Raw genomic sequence first — 16,899 nt, forward strand, 5'->3', positions numbered from 1 at the left:
GCCGCGCGGCGCCGGCGGACACGGCTTCAGCGAGGCCGAGGGCGTCGGGGACGTCGAGGTCGGCCTCGAGGTGCATGGTGCCGTCGAAGGACACCTGGTCACAGACGAAGGTGACGTGCCGCTTGTCGGCGGCGGCTTCGACCTCTGCTGCCAGCAGTTCGGGCATGAACCTGGCCCGGGCATGAGCCACCAGCCGCATGAGCTGGGAGGGGGTGACGCGGTTGGCGCACCACGCGGTCTGCTGGTCCACGAACGCCGCTGCTTCTGGGGACAGATCGACGGTGGTCTGCGCGATCACCCGCGCCCGCCACGGCATCACGTCACCCATCAGGACCCCCGCCCACAACTGCGGCAGCCGGTAGCGAAGCTCAATGACATCGGTGAGGTACGACCCCACCGAATCGCACGTCATCCCGAGCTTGGTCGCGACCTCAGGGATGCAGAACTCATCAATGGCCGGGGAGCCCTCCCCGGCGAGGGTCTTCGGGGATTGGAAGCACCCGGCAGGGTCCTCTGAATCCGCGGCCGGGTGCAGTGCCACCCAGTGCGCTGCGAGCTGCATCGACCTGACGTCGGAGGCGCGGCGGGCATCCTGTTCGGTCCGCAACGCAGCCAGCACCTCGGCCGGGGTGTCCGGCAAAGTGGCGGTGGTGGCGGTCGCTTGCATGAGACAAGCCAAGCAGGGACCACCGACACTGAAGGCCCGAAAGGGGCCCCATCACGGCGATTGGGGAAGAAGTCTCGAATCTTTTTCGCGAGCAGGAAGCCCGCAGACGCGCTAGCGTCGCCGCATGGCCTTCATCTGCTGCGCTGTTGCTGGACGTACTCGCCGCTCCTGAGCGGCGGGCATCTGCAACATCTGCTCCGCCGCTTTCATCGTCCTTCGCCGACACGTGACACACGTATCGGCTTCGTCGTCATGAAACGGAGCAGTCGCATGCCCACGCAATCCCGTACCACTGAATCAAGGCCTCAGATACGCCGCCTGGACCCTGCAGATCTGGACGCAGTGGTGGACCTGTCTCTCCTCGCATGGGAGCCGGTCTTCACCTCGTTCGAGCAGATCCTCGGAGCCACGATCTTCGACAAGGTCTACCGACCGCACTGGCGCACAGCTCAAGCCGAGAGCGTCCGGACGAACTGTCTGGCCACCGGCGCCGAAACCTTCGTCATGGCCACAACCAGCGGCGACGTCGTCGGCTTCTTGGTCCTGATGCAGGACCAGGAGGAATCACTCGGGGTCATCGAGATGATCGCTGTGCACCCTCGGCACCAACGACGAGGTCACGGGCGGGGCCTCATGGAGTTCGCCATCCAGCGGCTCCGCGACCAGGGGCTGACCCTCATCAACGTCGGGACTGGTGGCGACCCGGGGCACGCTCCCGCGCGGGCTCTCTACGAAGCAGTCGGGTTCACCGGTGTCCCGCTCGTGAGCTACTACCTGGCGACCGATGAGGACTCGGCGGCTCCCCGACGGCCAACCGGAACTGGGTGGACGGACAATTCGTCCCATGGCCATGACCGTAGAACGCAGGCCGGCCCGTCGGGTGGGCAGCTCAATCGTGATCGCCCTACTGGTCATGGCCCTGGCGGTGTCGTCCCTGGGGTGGTTCCTCTCCGCTCGTGAGGGCAGGGGGATTCCGGTGGACTGCTACTCGCACGACGGAAGGACCCTGGCAATTGCTGCAGTCCACGGACGAGCCACGCTCCAGGCAACGTTCTCGGTCGCCGAGGAAGAGGGTCGCGTGGTGGTCGGCTATTGGGAGGAGGCCGAAGGCGGCGTGCACCTACAAGATGCGTTCCCCTCAGAGTTGACGTACGGCCTTGTGGAGCCGCTTGGCGAGAAGTCGGTGGTCGATCCTTCCGGCGCAGCGATACAGCCCTGCACTGGGAACCAATAGGGCCGACCGGCACCCGCGAATACTCGCTTGTCGCAAGTGGCAGTCGTAGGTAGGAATGGGGCCATGTTGGTCACCCCGGGCGAGGAGTCGTTGGCCGCGATCATCGAGGAGATGCGCACGTGGGACTTCGATCCGGACCTGGCTCCGCTGCACGTGGGCGACCTGGGCTGGAACCAGCAGTTCGGCGCGCCCGCGCTCGCCGCCGACCTTCGAGTGTGGTGGGTCGATGACCGCCTGGCTGCGGTAGGTCTCCTCGACGAGCCCGACCTTCTGCGCCTCACGGTCGCCCCTGAGTGCCGGCATGACGAGAACTTCATCCGCGCCCTCGTGTCGGATCTCGTTGCGGACGACGGACGCGTGCTGCCGTCAGGCGAGGTCGCGCTCGAGGCCCGGTTCGGGGGCCCGCTGCACGACGTGTTGCTGGCTCGAGGGTGGGAGTACGACGAGCCGTGGACCCCGCTCGTGCGCGATCTGTCGCAGGAGGTGCCTGAGCCCCGCCTGCGCGTCGAGGACGTCGACCCCGCCCGGATCGGTGACCGCCTCGCCGTGCACCATTCGGCATTCGACCGCAGCACCTTCACCGCCGAGCGATGGCTTGCCCTGACGCAGGGACCCGCGTACTCCCAGGCCCGGTCCTTGGTTGGGTACGACGACCAGGACAACGCGGTCGCGATGGTCACTGTGTGGGCGGGCCGGTCCGGCGGGCCCGGCGAGCTAGAGCCCATGGGTGTGCATCGCGACCACCAGGGCCGCGGTCACGGTCGGGCGATCTGCCTCGCCGCCGCCGTTGCCCTCAAGGAGATGGGGTCGTCGCACGCGTTCGTCAGCACCCCGAGCAGCAATGTGGGTGCCGTGGCTACCTATCGGGCGGCCGGCTATGAGGAGAAGCCCCAGGTGGGTGACCTGCGACGGCCAGCCTGACTGGCGTGATCCGTCAGCGGTCGAGCCAGGCCAGGATCTGCTCAGCGGTCTCGTCGGCCGACAGAGCGGAGTTGTCCAGCCGAAGGTGTCGATGCTCTGCGAGCATGCGTTCCCCCGGGGTCGGGGCCACATCGTCGCCGCGCCCCGTGTTCATGACGTATCGCTCCAACGAGCGCACGTTGCCGTCGGACCAGTCCACGTCGCGCTTGGAGCGCTTCTCGGCGAGTCGGTGCTCGGTCCGATTCCTTTCCAGACGCGTGTCGAGGTCGGCGTACAGCTCGACGAACGACACCGCGGCCCCGAGCTCGACGTGGGGACGGACGTAGTCGTCGACCCAGCGGGCGTCCTCTTCAAGCTCGAGTCCCCACACGTAGGTCAGCACCAGGTCGGTGCCGGATGCAGCAGCCTCTTCGACCACCCGGCCCCGGAACTCCACTAGCAGCCGCATGAACGGCTCGGTGCCGTAGTCGAAGACCTCGGAGCGTGTCACATGCGACGCCACGGACGCTCGTGCTTTCCACTGGGGCAGGCCTCGGCAGCCTCACATGGCGGAGCGAGCGGCTTCCCATACCCCGATGCTTGGACCCCACCACCGGGCTGTCGATCGAGGTGAAGGCCGATCCCGGGAGAGATCGCAGCTATGCGAAGGCGCAGATCGCACAGGACGTCGCTCTCCTCGACGATCCTTTGGCCGTAGTCAAGAAGGTCGAGTGGCACTTTCCCCGATGGTCAGGCTGATTCCGGCGACTCGGCTGGCGCCAGTGGAACGGGCGCTGGTCTGAATGTTGCGGCCGACCAGGCAACGTAAGCGACGATGCTCAATATGGCGGCGATCATCACCCACCCTGCTGTCTCCTGAATGACGGGGTCTTGGGTTGCGACTCTGCGGACACGCCAGGTCGTGTAAATGATGTAGGTGGGCAGAGCGAGCCCGGCAAGCAACCCTACTGCGCCTCCTCGCTTCATCCTGGAGCTCAAATACCCGAGCCCGAGCGCAGCGAGCACACCTATCACGGAATAGGAGATCAGATCGACGATCAGACCCAGCACGTCGACTGAACCCCCGAGAGCGGCGTATGTGCCAGCGCGGAGGTCGGTCACGTAGTAGCACCAGACAGCGGGAAGTAGGAAGCAAATTTCCAGGCGCGCTGCTGCCCTCCAGCTATTCGCTGCGAGGCCAGCGAGCAGTCCGACCGCGAGCCATGCCCATCCGTTGCCCAGCAGTTTCGACATGTGTTCCGACCATGGCCCAAAGCCATGGTTTACCAAAGACGTCAAGATACCGAAAGAACCTCCGAGGATCATTCGAGAAATCTCTTGGCGGCTGATTCGCGACACAGCAGTTCCAGTCCCTTCCATGCGAGCAACGAGTGCGGGGGCCCGTCTCGGCCCCCCGCACTCAAGAGGTGCTACTTCCTCCAGTACGCGTAACAGGTCTGGGTGGTGTACCTGTCGACCCTGGCGTTGGACACGTACCCTGCCCCCACGTAGGAACTGTCGGTTTCGCCATCCATCTTGACCGACGACCCGTGATCGACGTCGGCGTGGTCGTACTGCGAGTAGCAGACCTTCTGTCCACTCAGGGTGCGGGTGGAGCCGTACGCCCAGGTGCCCCCACCAGCCGAAACCACCGCGCGGGCGCTGGCTCCCGGAGCCTGGACGCTGTCGCTGCCATCGATGACGGCCCTGCCCAGCCCCGTGAAGGCAACCCAACCGCCGTCAGCGGTCTCGCCCTGAGCGATGATCGTGATCCCCGAGTCCTTGTTTGACTTCGCAACCTTAGCCGAGAAGGCCTCCGCGGTGTTTTCTGCGGCCGGAGACGCCGCCACGGGTGATGCTGTCATCAGAACGCCGGCAGCTGCGATTGCGCAAGTAACGATGATGCTTGATTTCTGCACTTGTTTCGTCTTTCTCTGAATGCGGATATGTGGAGCGCGCAGCGCAGCAGTGACGTGCCTGCGGTAAGTTGGCGCCCCATTCGAGCCGCGCGCTCAGCTAGAACAATTCCTGCCAGGATCCCACCCCGCCGGGAATTCTCGTGCCCGACCGACCGGCAATTTGACAAACCCGCCGGCGACTGAGAATGCATGCAATGCGTTGCGGGCTATTCTCGCTGCCACAGGCCGCTGCCCTGGTCCCTACAAAGGCGGTTTCGTCTGCGTCGGGGACTGTCGCGATCCCGTTGAGGTAATGCGGGCCCGCGGGTGTGTCACACGGGCCGGGAATGTTCGTTCCTCGTCGCCCCAAGTGGTCTGCAACGCGGATACCAGCAGAACTTGGTACCGGACGACGTCCGGTTGCCGCGCTCCTTCGGCATACACATTCCCGACTGGTCCGTGTAGACCACGGGCTGGTTCCCCGTTTCGCGTGCCGCGCCCCGAAGGAGATCACCCGAAAGTTATGGCTCCCGCTGGGACGACCACGAGAACTCCCGCGGATCATTGATCGTCCTTTGCCCAGTAGTCGATGACCGCGAAGCGTGTCGCGTCGCCAGCGCCCGGAATGTCTCGCTCAACGCCGCTCCTGTGTCGACCTCCGCCGTGACCTTGTGCGCGCCCGAGGACATCTCGAGAGGGAACTTGACCCAGTTGTGCTGGTCCTCGACGTGGAAGTTGCCGTCGACGACGGCCCGTCCGTCCACCGCGACCGTCAGATGGACCTCTTCGTCATCAAAGGACTGGTTGCTGACGTAGAGCACCAGGTCCGCGTGCCTCTCCTCCACGATCCTCACCTCGGCGTCGCCTGCGGTCACCTCCGGGTCCGGGGCCGGGTCTGTGCCTTGAGCCGTCTGCACCCGACCAGAGCCCGGCGCTACAGGTCGAGGAGGCGGGGCAGGTCGGTCTGCAAGTGCGCTGGGTGAAGGCCAAGAGGCGCGAAGTCAGCTGGCCCTGACCACATCAGCTCGAAGCTGTTGTCCGGTCCGTTGGCTTCCAGCTCCGGACCTGAGAGCCGGGGGGTGCCTACGACGTCGGTCATGAGGAAGTAGCGCGCCTCGCGCCCGTTGTGGTGCCCCGACAGGAGTTCTCGTTCAACTCGGGCACTCAGCGTGCTCTCTTCCCACAGCTCTCGAAGCGCCGCCGCCTCGAAGGTCTCGCCAGGTTCGACACTGCCCCCGGGGAGGACGGCGTAGTCGTTGCCGTCGTAGTAGCGCTTAATGATCAGCACCTCATGGTCACGACGCACCACGGCCACCGCCCGTGGTCCCTGCTTCTCGACGATCGCTGTCACGGTGCCACCGGCGTGGGCAGCTGACCGGTCCGCAACCAGCCGTACGTGGTCGCGATCTCCACGTCCATGTCCTGTGGCAGGTGCCCGCCGGACTCGTCCACGACGACCGTGGCTGTCGGTAGGTGCCGGGCCAACCAATGACCGTGGTCGGGCGGACACGAGAAGTCCTGCAGCCCGTAGGTCAGCAGCACGGGGACCGTGATGGTGCCGAGGTCGAAGCCCCACGGCCGCGCGAACGCCAGGGTGTCGTCCACCGAGCCGCCGACGCCATGGGCAGCCTGCTCGGCCATGATGCGGCGGAAGACGGCCACGACCTCCGGCCGGGCCAGGACCTCCTGGTCACCCTCGCTCATGCCGTCGCCCATGAACGACGCTGGATCCGAGTCGAGCTGCTCCACCATCGTCGTGTATCCAGACTGGATCTGCTCCTCGAGGAAGGCCTCGCCGGCGTCGACCCAGTCCAGGGCCAGAGCCATGTCCGGCGCCATCTGGTGGAGGTACTCGTCCCGAGACATCCCGCCCTCGCCGAGCGGGGCGAGACTGGACTGGCAGGCCACGCGCTCCACCCGGTCGCCCAGCAGCGCCGCGCACGCCAGCGCGTGCGGTCCGCCGCCGGACCCCCCGACGACCGAGAACCGGTCGAGGCCCAGCGCGTCGGCCACGGCCCGGACGTCCGCTGCCTCGTCAGCCACGCAGCGTCCGTGGTGCCGCGAGGACTGTCCGTAGCCCGCCCGGTCAGTCGTGATGTAGCGGACGCCGGCACGGGCGTACACCGTGTCATCGGGCAAGCGGGTGAGCCGGCAGCCGGGGGTCCCGTGAAGACCGATCACCGGGTAGCCGTCAGGGTCACCGCCGTCGAGGTAGGCGACCACTCGGCCGTCGGGGAGATTGACTGTGGGTACGTCCATGGCGCTCATGGTGGCAGGGGTGGGCCCACGCTCAGGACTCGCAGTGGCGCTCGGTCTCGGCGACGCACCGGTCGCGTCCCTTGTCACCGCTGGCCATGTCCCGCCCGGCGTCACCCCGCAGAGCGTCGCGGCCCTTGCCACCTGTCAGGTAGTCGCTCCCGCCATTGCCTCGCAGGACGTCCCGGCCGCTCTCGCCCTCGAGGATGTCGTCGCCGCTGCCGCCGAGAAGCACGTCTGACTCGTCGCCGCCCACGAGGCGATCCCGGCCGGCATTGCCCACGAGGCGATCCTTTCCATGCCAGCCGTAAAGCTCGTCGTTACCAGCGCCACCGAGCAACTGGGTCGCGCTGTTGCAGTCGAACGTGGGCTCTCCGTCGCCGCCTTGGGCACGGGATTGCAGGTAGTCGTGGCCGCCTTCGCCGTAGATCCGGACGTCGCATCCCCTCGCCCCCAGCGAGTTGCGGTGGGCGTTCCCACGCAGCACCACCTCGGGGGCGAACACGTCGGCGTCGGTGTAGCCCCCCATGACAGCCGCGGCTGTTCCGCCGACGACAAGTTGGCCGTCGAGGTCGACGTCAATTCCAAGGGTCGCGCTGACCACGACGAGGTACCCCCCGGTGTAGGAGCCCACGGAACCCGTGGGGGGTTCCGTGATCGAGAGCGTGGTCACGAAGGTGTCCTGCACGTGGTCGTCGGCGCCGTTGGCCTGCACGTAGAGGAAGCCGCCGCCTACTCCGCCGACATAGCGGTCCAGTCCGTCGCCCAGGTCAGTGGTGGTGGAGTAGGCGGTCGTCGCGGAGGCATCGACGGAGTCGTTGCCGGGACCGGCGCTGACGTAGATCCGCCGGTCCTGGTCGGTCGCCGTCACACAGATCAGGTCGTCGCCAGCGCCGGCGTCAGCCTTCCGGGACGCACCCGTGACGACGACGTCGTCACCGGAAGTGCCGCGGACCTCGGCGCCGGTGCCGACGATGGTCGCCGGTCGCCCCTGGCAGGTCTCCCCGACGGCTGAGGCGGGGGCCGGGGTCAGCAGCGCCGCGGTCAGCAGCGTGGTCGTGGCGAGTGCGGAGCGGTAGGACACGCGGTTCCCTCTGGTTGGCTGGGTGACGGAACCGACGAGGTCGATGCCCAGTCCTTCGACGCCGCCGCCCGGGGTTTGGTTGTCCTGCGTCCCTCAGAGTTGACCGACGACGTAGTCGATCGCGCCCGTGAGCTTTTCGACGTCCGAGGGGTCGACCGCGGGGTACATCGCGACCCGCAGCTGGTTGCGACCCAGCTTGCGGTAGGGCTCGGTGTCGACGATCCCGTTGGCGCGGAGCACCTTCGCGATCGCGGCGGCGTCGATCGCGTCGTCGAAGTCGATCGTGCCGATCACCAGGGAGCGGTGGGTCGGGTCTTCGACGTACGGCGTCGTGTAGTCGGTCTTCTCGGCCCAGCCGTAGAGGGCGTCGCTCGAGGCGGTGGTGCGCTCGACCATGCCGGCGAGACCGCCCTGGGCGTTCATCCAGTCGAGCTGCTCGGCCATCAGGAAGAGGGTCGCGACCGAGGGGGTGTTGTAGGTCTGGTTCTTGGCCGAGTTGTCGATGGCCGTCGGCAGGTCGAAGAAGGCCGGGATGTGGCGCTCGGTGCCGGCGATCTCCTCGGCTCGCGCCAGCGCCTTGGGCGACATGAGGGCGATCCAGAGGCCACCGTCGGAGGCGAAGCACTTCTGCGGCGCGAAGTAGTAGGTGTCGACCTCGTTGAGGTCCACGGGCAGGCCGCCCGCACCGGAGGTCGCGTCGACCAGCACCAGAGCGTCGTCGGCCGCACCCGCCGGGCGGAGGACCGGCGCCATCACTGCGGTGGAGGTCTCGTTGTGCGCCCAGGCGTAGGCGTCGATGCCGTCCTCGGCGACCGGCTCCGGTCGCGAGCCGGGCTCGCTCTTGATGACGCTCGGGTCCGCCAGCCAGGGGGCGTCGGCAGCCGCCTTGGCGAACTTCGACGAGAACTCCCCGAAGCTCAGGTGCTGGCTCTTCTCCCGGATCAGGCCGAAGGTGGCGATGTCCCAGAAGGCGGTGGCGCCGCCGTTGCCGAGCACGACCTCGTAGCCCTCCGGCAGGTCGAACAGCGCATCCAGTCCCTCACGCACACGGCCGACCGTGTTCTTCACCGGTGCCTGGCGGTGCGAGGTGCCCATCAGCTCCGAGCCGGTCGCGGCCAGCGCCTCGAGGTGGCTGGTCTGGATCTTGGAGGGGCCGGCACCGAAGCGGCCGTCTGCCGGGAGGAACTCGGCGGGGATCGTGATTGCGTCGGTCATCTTCTGACACCTTCCGGGACGTGCTGGGGGAGGGAGGACCTGACGACGCTGTCAGCCGTGCCAGCCTCTCATACGATGTCGGCATGACCAGTGAGGCCGTCTCAGGAGTGCTCGACCTCCGGCAGGTCCCGATCTGCCACCCGGACGCCCAGCTGCTGGTCGAGGCCGTGCAGCAGGAATACGTCGCCCGCTACGGCAGTCGCGACGAGTCGCCGATTGACCACACCGAGTTCCTCGAGCCCCGGGGCGCGTTCTTCGTCGGCTACCTCGACGGCGAGCCGGTCGTCTCCGGGGCCTGGCGCCGCCGCGACGACGTCGAGGTGGTCGGCACCACGGCGACGGCCGAGGTGAAGCGCATGTATGTCGTGCCGTCGGCCCGTGGTCTCGGCGTCGCCCGTCGGATGCTGGCGCACCTCGAGGCGACCGCGTTCGCCAACGGCGCCGGGGCCGTCATCCTGGAGACCGGCACCATGCAACCCGAGGCGATCGCGCTCTACGAGTCGGCCGACTATGAGGTCGTCGACGGCTTCGGGCACTACCGCGACTCGCCGTACAACCGATGCTTCGCCAAGGCGTGTCCAGCCGACACGCCGTATGCGGGATAGAAAATCTTCACTTTTGCCCCCGCGGCCCCACGAGCACCTCTAGTGTCCTGCCGTGCGCAAGGGACTCGTGGTGCTGTGGGCAGCTGTGCTGCTGGCCTGCCTCATCGGGGCGCCGACGGCGGCGAAGTACGTGCTGCCCGTCGACTCCTACGCGACCTACCAGCCTCAGAAGACCTGCGTCCGCACCGACAAGCCCGGCACTGTCGCGCTCGGTCAGTGGCTCGCAACGCGTGGCGGGGCGTACGGCGGCACGCTGCGCTCGTGCAGCAGCGGGGGCGCCTCGGAGCACAAGGACGGCCGCGCCTTCGACTGGACGCTGGACGCGCGTGACCTGGACGACCGCGCCGTCGCGGACGCCTTCATCATCGAGGCTTTCGCCGACGACGAATTCGGCGACACCGACGCCCTCGCTCGGCGGATGGGCATCATGTACATCATCTGGAACGACAAGATGTATGCCGCCTGGGAGGGCTTCGAGCCGAAGAACTACCTGAGCTCGAGCTGCCGCTCGCGCAAGACCTGCTCGGCCACGGCCAGGCATCGCGACCACATGCACATCTCGTTGAGCAAGGACGGGGCCAAGGGGCTCACGAGCTGGTACGTCGAGATGGCAGCCGCAGACCCCGCAGTGCCCGTCGGCTGAACTACTTCGCCCAGTCCTCGCTCCAGCCGTCGACGTCGCTGGCAGGCCGGGCCGACGGGCCGGTGTAGATCGCCGAGGGCCGGATCAGGCGACCGGTCCGCTTCTGCTCGAGGATGTGTGCCGACCAGCCGCCGGTGCGCGCGCAGGTGAACATCGCGGTGAACATGTTGGCCGGGACCTCGGCGAAGTCCAGCACGATGGCGGCCCAGAACTCGACGTTGGTCTCGAGCACGCGGTCGGGACGACGCTCGCGCAGCTCTGCCAGGGCGGCCTGCTCCAGCTTCTCGGCGACCTCGTAGCGGGGTGCGTTGAGCTCACGGGCGGTCCGACGGAGCACGCGGGCGCGGGGGTCCTCGGCGCGATAGACGCGGTGCCCGAAGCCCATCAGGCGCTCGCCGGAGTCGAGGAGCTCCTTGACGTACCCCGAAGCGTCGCCGTCGCGCTTCTCGACCTCTTCGATCATGGTCAGGACCCGAGCGGGAGCCCCGCCGTGCAGCGGACCGCTCATGGCTCCGATGGCACCGGAGAAGGCAGCGGCGACGTCGGCGCCGGTGGAGGTGATGACGCGGGCGGTGAAGGTCGAAGCGTTCATGCCGTGCTCGGCAGCCGAGCTCCAGTAGGCATCGATGGCCTTGACGTGGTCGGGGTCGGCCTCGCCCTTCCAGCGGATCAGGAACTTCTCGGCCAGCGTGGTGCCCTGGTCGACGAGCCGCTGCGGGACGACGGGCTGCAGCAGGCCGCGGGCCGACTGTGCGGCGTACGACAGGACCATGACCGCGACGCGGGCCAGGTCGTCGCGCGCCTGCTCGTCGCTGATGTCATAGGTCTGGCCGAAGCCGAAGGCCGGGGCCAGCATGGCCACGGCGGCCTGGACGTCCACGCGGACGTCGCCGGTGTGGACCGCGAGGGTGTACGGCTCCGCGGGCGGCAGGCCGGGGGTGTAGGCGCCGTCGATGAGCAGGCCCCAGACGTTCTCGAACGGGACGCGGCCGACGATGTCCTCGATGTCGACGCCGCGGTAGCGCAGCGCGGAGCCTTCCTTGTCCGGCTCGGCGATCTCGCTCTCGAACGCAACGACTCCCTCGAGTCCGTGGTGTACCTCAGCCATGCGGGAGACGCTCCTAAGCCTTCGACGTGCTCGCGTCGAGATGTCGGCGCAGCCAGATCATCCTAAGGTGCCTGTATGGATCAGGTGGACCTGGCAGCACTGCGGCAGGAGTACGCCGACGGAGGGCTCGACGTCGACGACCTCGACCCCGACCCCGTGGCGATGTTCCGGCGCTGGCTCGGTGAGGCAGTCGCGGCCGGCATGCACGAGCCGAACGCCATGGTGCTCAGCACCGTCGGTCCCGATCATCGTCCCTCGTCGCGGATCGTGCTGCTGAAGGGCCTCGACGCGTGGGGGTTCGTCCTCTTCACCAACCACACGTCGCGCAAGGCCCGCGAGCTGGCGGCCAACCCGAGCTGCTCCTTGCTGTTCCCGTGGCACCCGCTGGAGCGACAGGTCCGGGTCGAGGGGACCGCGCAGATCTTGGACCGGGAGACCGTCGAGGCCTATCACCGCTCCCGCCCCCGCGGCGCCCAGCTCGGTGCCTGGGCAAGCGCGCAGTCGCAGCCGGTGGCGTCGAGGGCAGAGCTGACTGCGGCCTACGACGCGGTGGAGGAGAGGTTCGCGGACCAGCCCGTGCCCGTGCCCGACCACTGGGGTGGCTATCGGATCGTGCCGGACAAGGTCGAGTTCTGGCAGGGACGGCCCAGCCGGATGCATGACCGGTTGATGTACGTGCGCTCCGAGCCTGGCTGGGAGATCCAACGGCTGGCCCCCTGAACCTTTGGTGAGTGAGCGCTCACTCAGGTAGGGTGTCCTGGTGACTCCCCGCGCAACGCCCATGTGCCCGGACGACCGACGCACGGCTCTCGTCACCGCGACCCTGCCGTTGCTGCTCGAGCACGGCCGCGCCGTGACCACCAAGCAGATCGCCGAAGCAGCCGGCGTGGCAGAGGGCACGATCTTCCGGGTCTTCGAGTCCAAGGAGGAGCTGGTCGCGGCGACCCTCGAGCACGCCTTCGACCCCGAGCCCTTCCTCGCCGACCTGCGCGGGATCGACCCCGACCAGCCGTTGCGGGACCTCGTCTCCGCGCTGGTGAAGGCCCTCCAGGACCGCTTTCGCGGCATCTTCGAGCTGATGACGGCGGTCGGCATGTCCGGTCCGCCGCCGGCGCGCCAGCACCTGGCGAACCACCGCGAGCTGGCCGCCCGGATCATGGCCGACCTGCTTGCGCCGTACGCCGATGAGCTGGCCGTGCCCGTCGAGGAGCTCGTCCGCATCACGCGACTCCTCACCTTCTCCGGCAGCCATCCGCACATCTCCGAGGGCCGCACCCTGACGACCGACGAGATCGTCAGCACCGTCCTCGACGGCCTGCGCGCCAAGGACTCCTGATGCTGCTCCGCCTGGTCCGATCCAGGCTCACTCCCTACAAGGCGCCGATCGCCGCGATCGTGGCGCTGCAGCTCATCGGCACGCTCGCGATGCTCTACCTCCCCAGCCTCAACGCCGAGATCATCGACGAGGGGGTGGTCGTGGGTGACACCCGCTTCATCCTCGAGCGCGGGGGACTGATGCTCGCGATCTCGCTGGTGCAGGTCCTGAGCGCCGTGGTCGCCGTGTGGTTCGCTGCGCGTACGGCGATGGGCTTCGGCCACGACGTCCGCGCCGAGATCTTCGAGCGCGTCGGCTCGTTCTCGGCGCGGGAGGTCCAGCACTTCGGCGCTCCGTCGCTGATCACGCGCGAGACCAACGACGTGCAACAGGTGCAGATGCTGGTCCTGACGGGCTTCACCATGATGGTCTCGGCGCCGATCATGATGGTCGGCGCGATCGTGATGGCGACCCGGGAGGACGTCGGACTGTCCTGGCTCATCGTGGTCACGGTCCCGGTGCTCGGTGGACTGATCGCGGTCATCGTCAGGCGCATGGTGCCCAGCTTCCGGGTGATGCAGGAGAAGATCGACGAGGTCAACCGGCTCCTGCGCGAGCAGATCACCGGCATCCGCGTCGTGCGTGCCTTCGTCCGCGAGGAGCACGAGGCGGAGCGGTTCGGCGCGGCCAACGCAGACCTGACCCAGGTCTCGATCCGGGCCGGCCGCTGGATGGCAGCGATGTTCCCGGTCGTGATGCTCGTGGCCAACGTCGCGTCGGTGGGGGTGCTGTGGTTCGGGGGTCATCGCGTCGAGTCCGGCGAGATGCAGGTCGGTGCCCTGACGGCCTACCTCACCTACCTCATGCAGATCGTGATGAGCGTGATGATGGGGACCTTCATGATGATCATGATCCCCAGGTCGGCCGTCTGCGCCGACCGGATCATGGAGGTGCTCGACACCCGGTCGAGCGTCGTACCGCCGAGCCGTCCGGTCACGGCCGTCGCTGAGCGGGGCACGCTGGTGCTCGACGACGTGACCTACGCCTACCCCGGCGCGGACGTGCCCGTCCTGCGCGGAGTCCACCTCGAGGCGCGCCCCGGCCAGACGGTCGCGATCATCGGGTCCACCGGCGCCGGCAAGTCGACGCTGATCAACCTCGTCCCCCGACTCTTCGACGTCACCGGTGGGCGCGTGCTGGTCAACGGCGTTGACGTCCGGTCGCTGACACCCGAGCTGCTGTGGTCGACCCTGGGGCTGGTCCCGCAGAAGGCGTTCCTGTTCAGCGGCACCATCGCCACCAACCTGCAGCACGGCCTGCCGGGCGCCACGGAGGAGCAGATGTGGGACGCCCTGGACATCGCCCAGGCCCGGGACTTCGTGGCTGCACTGCCCGACGGACTCCAGTCGACGGTCGCCCAGGGCGGGACCAACTTCTCCGGCGGCCAGCGCCAACGGATCGCCATCGCGAGGGCCGTCATCCGGAGACCGGAGATCTATCTCTTCGACGACTCCTTCTCGGCGCTCGACCTGGTCACCGACGCCCGGCTCCGCGCGGCGCTGGTGCCCGTCACCCGGGACGCCACTGTGGTGCTGGTCGCCCAGCGTGTGTCCACCATCCGTGACGCCGACGTGATCGTCGTCCTCGACGACGGCGCAGTCGTCGGTCGCGGCACGCACGACGAGCTCCTCGCCACCTGCGACACCTACCGCGAGATCGTCGAGTCGCAGCTCACCGCCGAGGAAGCAGCATGAGCACGACGGTCAAGCAGGACGGCCAGCAGGACACCCTCAAGGAGACCGAGCGCGTCGTCGCCGGCCCCGGCCCGGGTCGCGGGCCGATGGGCGGCGGCATGGTGGGCGGCAAGGCCAACACCTTCGGGCCGTCACTTCGTCGGATGGCGGCGCGCATGGCGCCATACCGCATCAAGACGATCGCGGTTCTCGTGCTCACCGTCGTCAGCGTGGCCGCCAACGCGGTCGGCCCCTGGATCCTGGGGCGTGCCACGGACCTCATCTTCTATGGCGCACTCGGAGACGACCTGCCGCCCGGCACGGTCGCGGGGACGGACGTCGTGCCCGGGCAGGGCGTGGACTTCGACGCTGTCGGCCAGGTGCTGACGGTCGTGCTGGCGGTCTACCTGGGTGCGGCCGTGCTGGCCTTTGTAGCGGGCTACCTCCTCAACGACGTCGTCCAGGGGACGGTCCGCCGCATGCGCGACGACGTCGAGGACAAGGTCAACGCGCTGCCGCTGAGCTACTTCGACCGCCAACCACGCGGCGAGCTGCTCAGCCGGGTCACCAACGACATCGACAACGTCAGCCAGACCCTTCAGCAGACACTGAGCCAGCTGCTCACCTCGGTCCTGACGGTCTTCGCGGTGCTGTCGATGATGCTGTGGATCTCGCCGGTCCTGGCCCTCGTCGCGCTGGTCTCGGTCCCGATCTCGATGATCGTGACGACGTTGGTCATGAGGCGCTCGCAGGGACTGTTCGTCCAGCAGTGGCGGCAGACCGGACGGCTCAACGCGCACATCGAGGAGACCTTCTCCGGGCACGCGCTCGTCAAGGTCTACGGCCGTCAGGGTGAGGCGGAGCGGGTCTTCGCCGAGGAGAACGACGCTCTGTGGAAGGCGTCCTTCGGTGCCCAGTTCGTGAGCGGGCTGATCATGCCGATCATGATGTTCGTCGGCAACCTCAACTACGTCGTGATCGCCGTCCTCGGCGGCCTCCGGGTCGCCAGCGGCACGATGTCGCTCGGCGACGTGCAGGCCTTCATCCAGTACTCCCGCCAGTTCACCCAACCCCTCACCCAGGTCGCCTCGATGATCAACCTCCTCCAGTCGGGCGTTGCCTCGGCCGAGCGGGTCTTCGAGCTGCTCGATGCACCTCAGCAGTCGCCCGATGCGGGTGGGCCACCAGCGCCAGTCCACCAGCGCCATGGCGAGGTGCGTTTCGAGGACGTCTCCTTCTCGTACGCCGCAGACCGCCCGCTCATCGACCGGCTCTCGCTCGTCGCGCTCCCCGGGCAGACCGTCGCCATTGTCGGACCGACCGGTGCCGGGAAGACGACGCTGGTCAACCTGGTGGAGCGGTTCTACGAGCTCGACGGCGGTCGGATCACCCTGGACGGCGTCGACATCGCCTCGATGCCCCGGGCGGCCCTGCGCTCACAGATCGCGATGGTCCTCCAGGACACCTGGCTGTTCGCCGGCACGATCCGCGACAACATCGCCTACGGCCGACCCGATGCCAGCGAGGACGAGATCCAGCAGGCTGCCCGGGCGACGTTCGTGGACCGCTTCGTGCACTCGCTGCCGGCCGGCTACGACACGGTGATCGACGAGGAGGGCGCGAACCTCTCGGCCGGCGAACGCCAGCTCATCACCATCGCGCGGGCCTTCCTGGCTGCACCGGAGCTGTTGATCCTCGACGAGGCCACCTCGTCGGTGGACACCCGCACCGAGCTGTTGCTGCAGCACGCCATGGCGGCGCTGCGCACCGACCGGACCTCGTTCGTGATCGCTCACCGGCTCTCGACGATCCGTGACGCCGACCTGATCCTGGTGATGGAGGACGGCGCCATCGTCGAACAGGGCGACCACGAGTCCCTGCTCCGTTCCGAGGGTGCCTACGCTCGGCTCTACCGGTCCCAGTTCTCCGCGGCGACGGCCTGATCCGGGGGCCGGCCTGCTCCGAGCGCCGGCCTGCTCCGGGGAGGTGCGTGAGCCACATTCCTGGCGCGGCGAGTGTGGGTGTGCCACCGCTGGCAGGAGGACGCTGCAGAAATGCGTTGAGTGGTCGCCATGTGCGGCGTACGGTTGTCGTACACGGAAAGGAGGTGGTCCGAAGAATGAGTTCTTTTCGGATGAGTGAGGTGGCTGCCCGCTAGGCAGCAACCGACCGGCCGTCCAACGGCGGCCGTCAACATCGTCGACGTACTGCCGGCGAATCCAACGCAGTCACCCGACCCGC

At 67.9% G+C, this 16,899-nt stretch carries 18 protein-coding genes and 1 pseudogene; 9 read left to right on the forward strand and 10 right to left on the reverse strand.

Annotation, left to right across the window (positions count from 1 at the left end; all coding sequences use genetic code 11):
* Positions 1 to 667: pseudogene (locus VNJ48_RS17615) on the reverse strand (hypothetical protein); the annotation flags it as partial.
* Positions 668 to 937: 270 nt separating this feature from the next.
* Between VNJ48_RS17615 and VNJ48_RS22705 the strand changes: the two are divergent.
* From VNJ48_RS22705 to VNJ48_RS17625, 3 genes are all read left to right on the forward strand, one after another.
* Entirely contained in the window at positions 938 to 1,627 is a 690-nt protein-coding gene (locus tag VNJ48_RS22705; RefSeq protein WP_414689965.1) for a GNAT family N-acetyltransferase, read from the forward strand.
* On the forward strand, positions 1,512 to 1,901 hold the full coding sequence (locus VNJ48_RS17620) for a hypothetical protein (RefSeq protein WP_325604482.1): 390 nt from the start codon (positions 1,512 to 1,514) through the stop codon (positions 1,899 to 1,901). Before VNJ48_RS22705 ends, VNJ48_RS17620 begins: the two co-directional genes overlap by 116 nt.
* A 63-nt stretch (positions 1,902 to 1,964) precedes the next feature.
* A complete protein-coding gene (locus tag VNJ48_RS17625; protein ID WP_325604484.1) occupies positions 1,965 to 2,822 on the forward strand; it encodes a GNAT family N-acetyltransferase in 858 nt (285 codons plus the stop codon).
* Between the two features lie 13 nt (positions 2,823 to 2,835).
* On the opposite strand, the gene VNJ48_RS17630 is transcribed toward VNJ48_RS17625, so the two are convergent.
* From VNJ48_RS17630 to serC, 8 genes are all read right to left on the reverse strand, one after another.
* Positions 2,836 to 3,324, reverse strand: coding sequence for a hypothetical protein (locus VNJ48_RS17630; protein WP_325604486.1), 489 nt, complete (start codon positions 3,322 to 3,324; stop codon positions 2,836 to 2,838).
* Between the two features lie 227 nt (positions 3,325 to 3,551).
* Complete coding sequence (locus VNJ48_RS17635; protein WP_325604488.1) at positions 3,552 to 4,055, reverse strand: hypothetical protein; 504 nt, start codon at positions 4,053 to 4,055, stop codon at positions 3,552 to 3,554.
* Between the two features lie 176 nt (positions 4,056 to 4,231).
* Entirely contained in the window at positions 4,232 to 4,720 is a 489-nt protein-coding gene (locus tag VNJ48_RS17640; protein ID WP_325604490.1) for a lactococcin 972 family bacteriocin, read from the reverse strand.
* Between the two features lie 500 nt (positions 4,721 to 5,220).
* Positions 5,221 to 5,544: a hypothetical protein gene (locus VNJ48_RS17645; protein ID WP_325604491.1), complete on the reverse strand. Its 324-nt coding sequence runs from the start codon at positions 5,542 to 5,544 to the stop codon at positions 5,221 to 5,223.
* 89 nt (positions 5,545 to 5,633) lie between these two features.
* The gene (locus VNJ48_RS17650) at positions 5,634 to 6,050 is read right to left on the reverse strand and encodes an NUDIX domain-containing protein (protein WP_325604493.1); all 417 of its coding nucleotides are present in this window, start codon (positions 6,048 to 6,050) and stop codon (positions 5,634 to 5,636) included.
* Complete coding sequence (locus VNJ48_RS17655) at positions 6,047 to 6,958, reverse strand: alpha/beta hydrolase (protein ID WP_325604495.1); 912 nt, start codon at positions 6,956 to 6,958, stop codon at positions 6,047 to 6,049. The genes VNJ48_RS17650 and VNJ48_RS17655 overlap by 4 nt, the downstream gene beginning before the upstream one ends.
* Before the next feature lie 31 nt (positions 6,959 to 6,989).
* The gene (locus VNJ48_RS17660; RefSeq protein WP_325604497.1) at positions 6,990 to 8,039 is read right to left on the reverse strand and encodes a calcium-binding protein; all 1,050 of its coding nucleotides are present in this window, start codon (positions 8,037 to 8,039) and stop codon (positions 6,990 to 6,992) included.
* A gap of 93 nt (positions 8,040 to 8,132) precedes the next feature.
* The gene (gene serC, locus VNJ48_RS17665; protein ID WP_325604499.1) at positions 8,133 to 9,254 is read right to left on the reverse strand and encodes a phosphoserine transaminase; all 1,122 of its coding nucleotides are present in this window, start codon (positions 9,252 to 9,254) and stop codon (positions 8,133 to 8,135) included.
* Positions 9,255 to 9,337: 83 nt separating this feature from the next.
* Between serC and VNJ48_RS17670 the strand changes: the two genes are divergently transcribed.
* Both VNJ48_RS17670 and VNJ48_RS17675 read left to right on the forward strand, forming a co-directional pair.
* Entirely contained in the window at positions 9,338 to 9,859 is a 522-nt protein-coding gene (locus VNJ48_RS17670; RefSeq protein ID WP_325604501.1) for a GNAT family N-acetyltransferase, read from the forward strand.
* Between the two features lie 52 nt (positions 9,860 to 9,911).
* Entirely contained in the window at positions 9,912 to 10,502 is a 591-nt protein-coding gene (locus tag VNJ48_RS17675; protein WP_325604502.1) for a hypothetical protein, read from the forward strand.
* A gap of 1 nt (position 10,503) precedes the next feature.
* Here the strand turns inward: VNJ48_RS17675 and VNJ48_RS17680 are convergent, their stop codons facing one another.
* Positions 10,504 to 11,610: a citrate synthase 2 gene (locus VNJ48_RS17680; RefSeq protein WP_325604504.1), complete on the reverse strand. Its 1,107-nt coding sequence runs from the start codon at positions 11,608 to 11,610 to the stop codon at positions 10,504 to 10,506.
* A 75-nt stretch (positions 11,611 to 11,685) separates the two neighbouring features.
* Between VNJ48_RS17680 and pdxH the strand changes: the two genes are divergently transcribed.
* The 4 genes from pdxH to VNJ48_RS17700 are packed head-to-tail and all read left to right on the forward strand — an operon-like array spanning position 11,686 to position 16,601.
* Complete coding sequence (pdxH, locus tag VNJ48_RS17685) at positions 11,686 to 12,330, forward strand: pyridoxamine 5'-phosphate oxidase (RefSeq protein WP_325604506.1); 645 nt, start codon at positions 11,686 to 11,688, stop codon at positions 12,328 to 12,330.
* A gap of 40 nt (positions 12,331 to 12,370) precedes the next feature.
* A complete protein-coding gene (locus VNJ48_RS17690; protein WP_325604508.1) occupies positions 12,371 to 12,946 on the forward strand; it encodes a TetR/AcrR family transcriptional regulator in 576 nt (191 codons plus the stop codon).
* The gene (locus tag VNJ48_RS17695; RefSeq protein ID WP_325604510.1) at positions 12,946 to 14,679 is read left to right on the forward strand and encodes an ABC transporter ATP-binding protein; all 1,734 of its coding nucleotides are present in this window, start codon (positions 12,946 to 12,948) and stop codon (positions 14,677 to 14,679) included. Before VNJ48_RS17690 ends, VNJ48_RS17695 begins: the two co-directional genes overlap by 1 nt.
* On the forward strand, positions 14,676 to 16,601 hold the full coding sequence (locus tag VNJ48_RS17700) for an ABC transporter ATP-binding protein (protein ID WP_325604512.1): 1,926 nt from the start codon (positions 14,676 to 14,678) through the stop codon (positions 16,599 to 16,601). Before VNJ48_RS17695 ends, VNJ48_RS17700 begins: the two co-directional genes overlap by 4 nt.
* Positions 16,602 to 16,899 lie beyond the last annotated feature (298 nt).

The organism is Nocardioides sp. (genome assembly GCF_035576065.1).
GTDB lineage: Bacteria > Actinomycetota > Actinomycetes > Propionibacteriales > Nocardioidaceae > Nocardioides.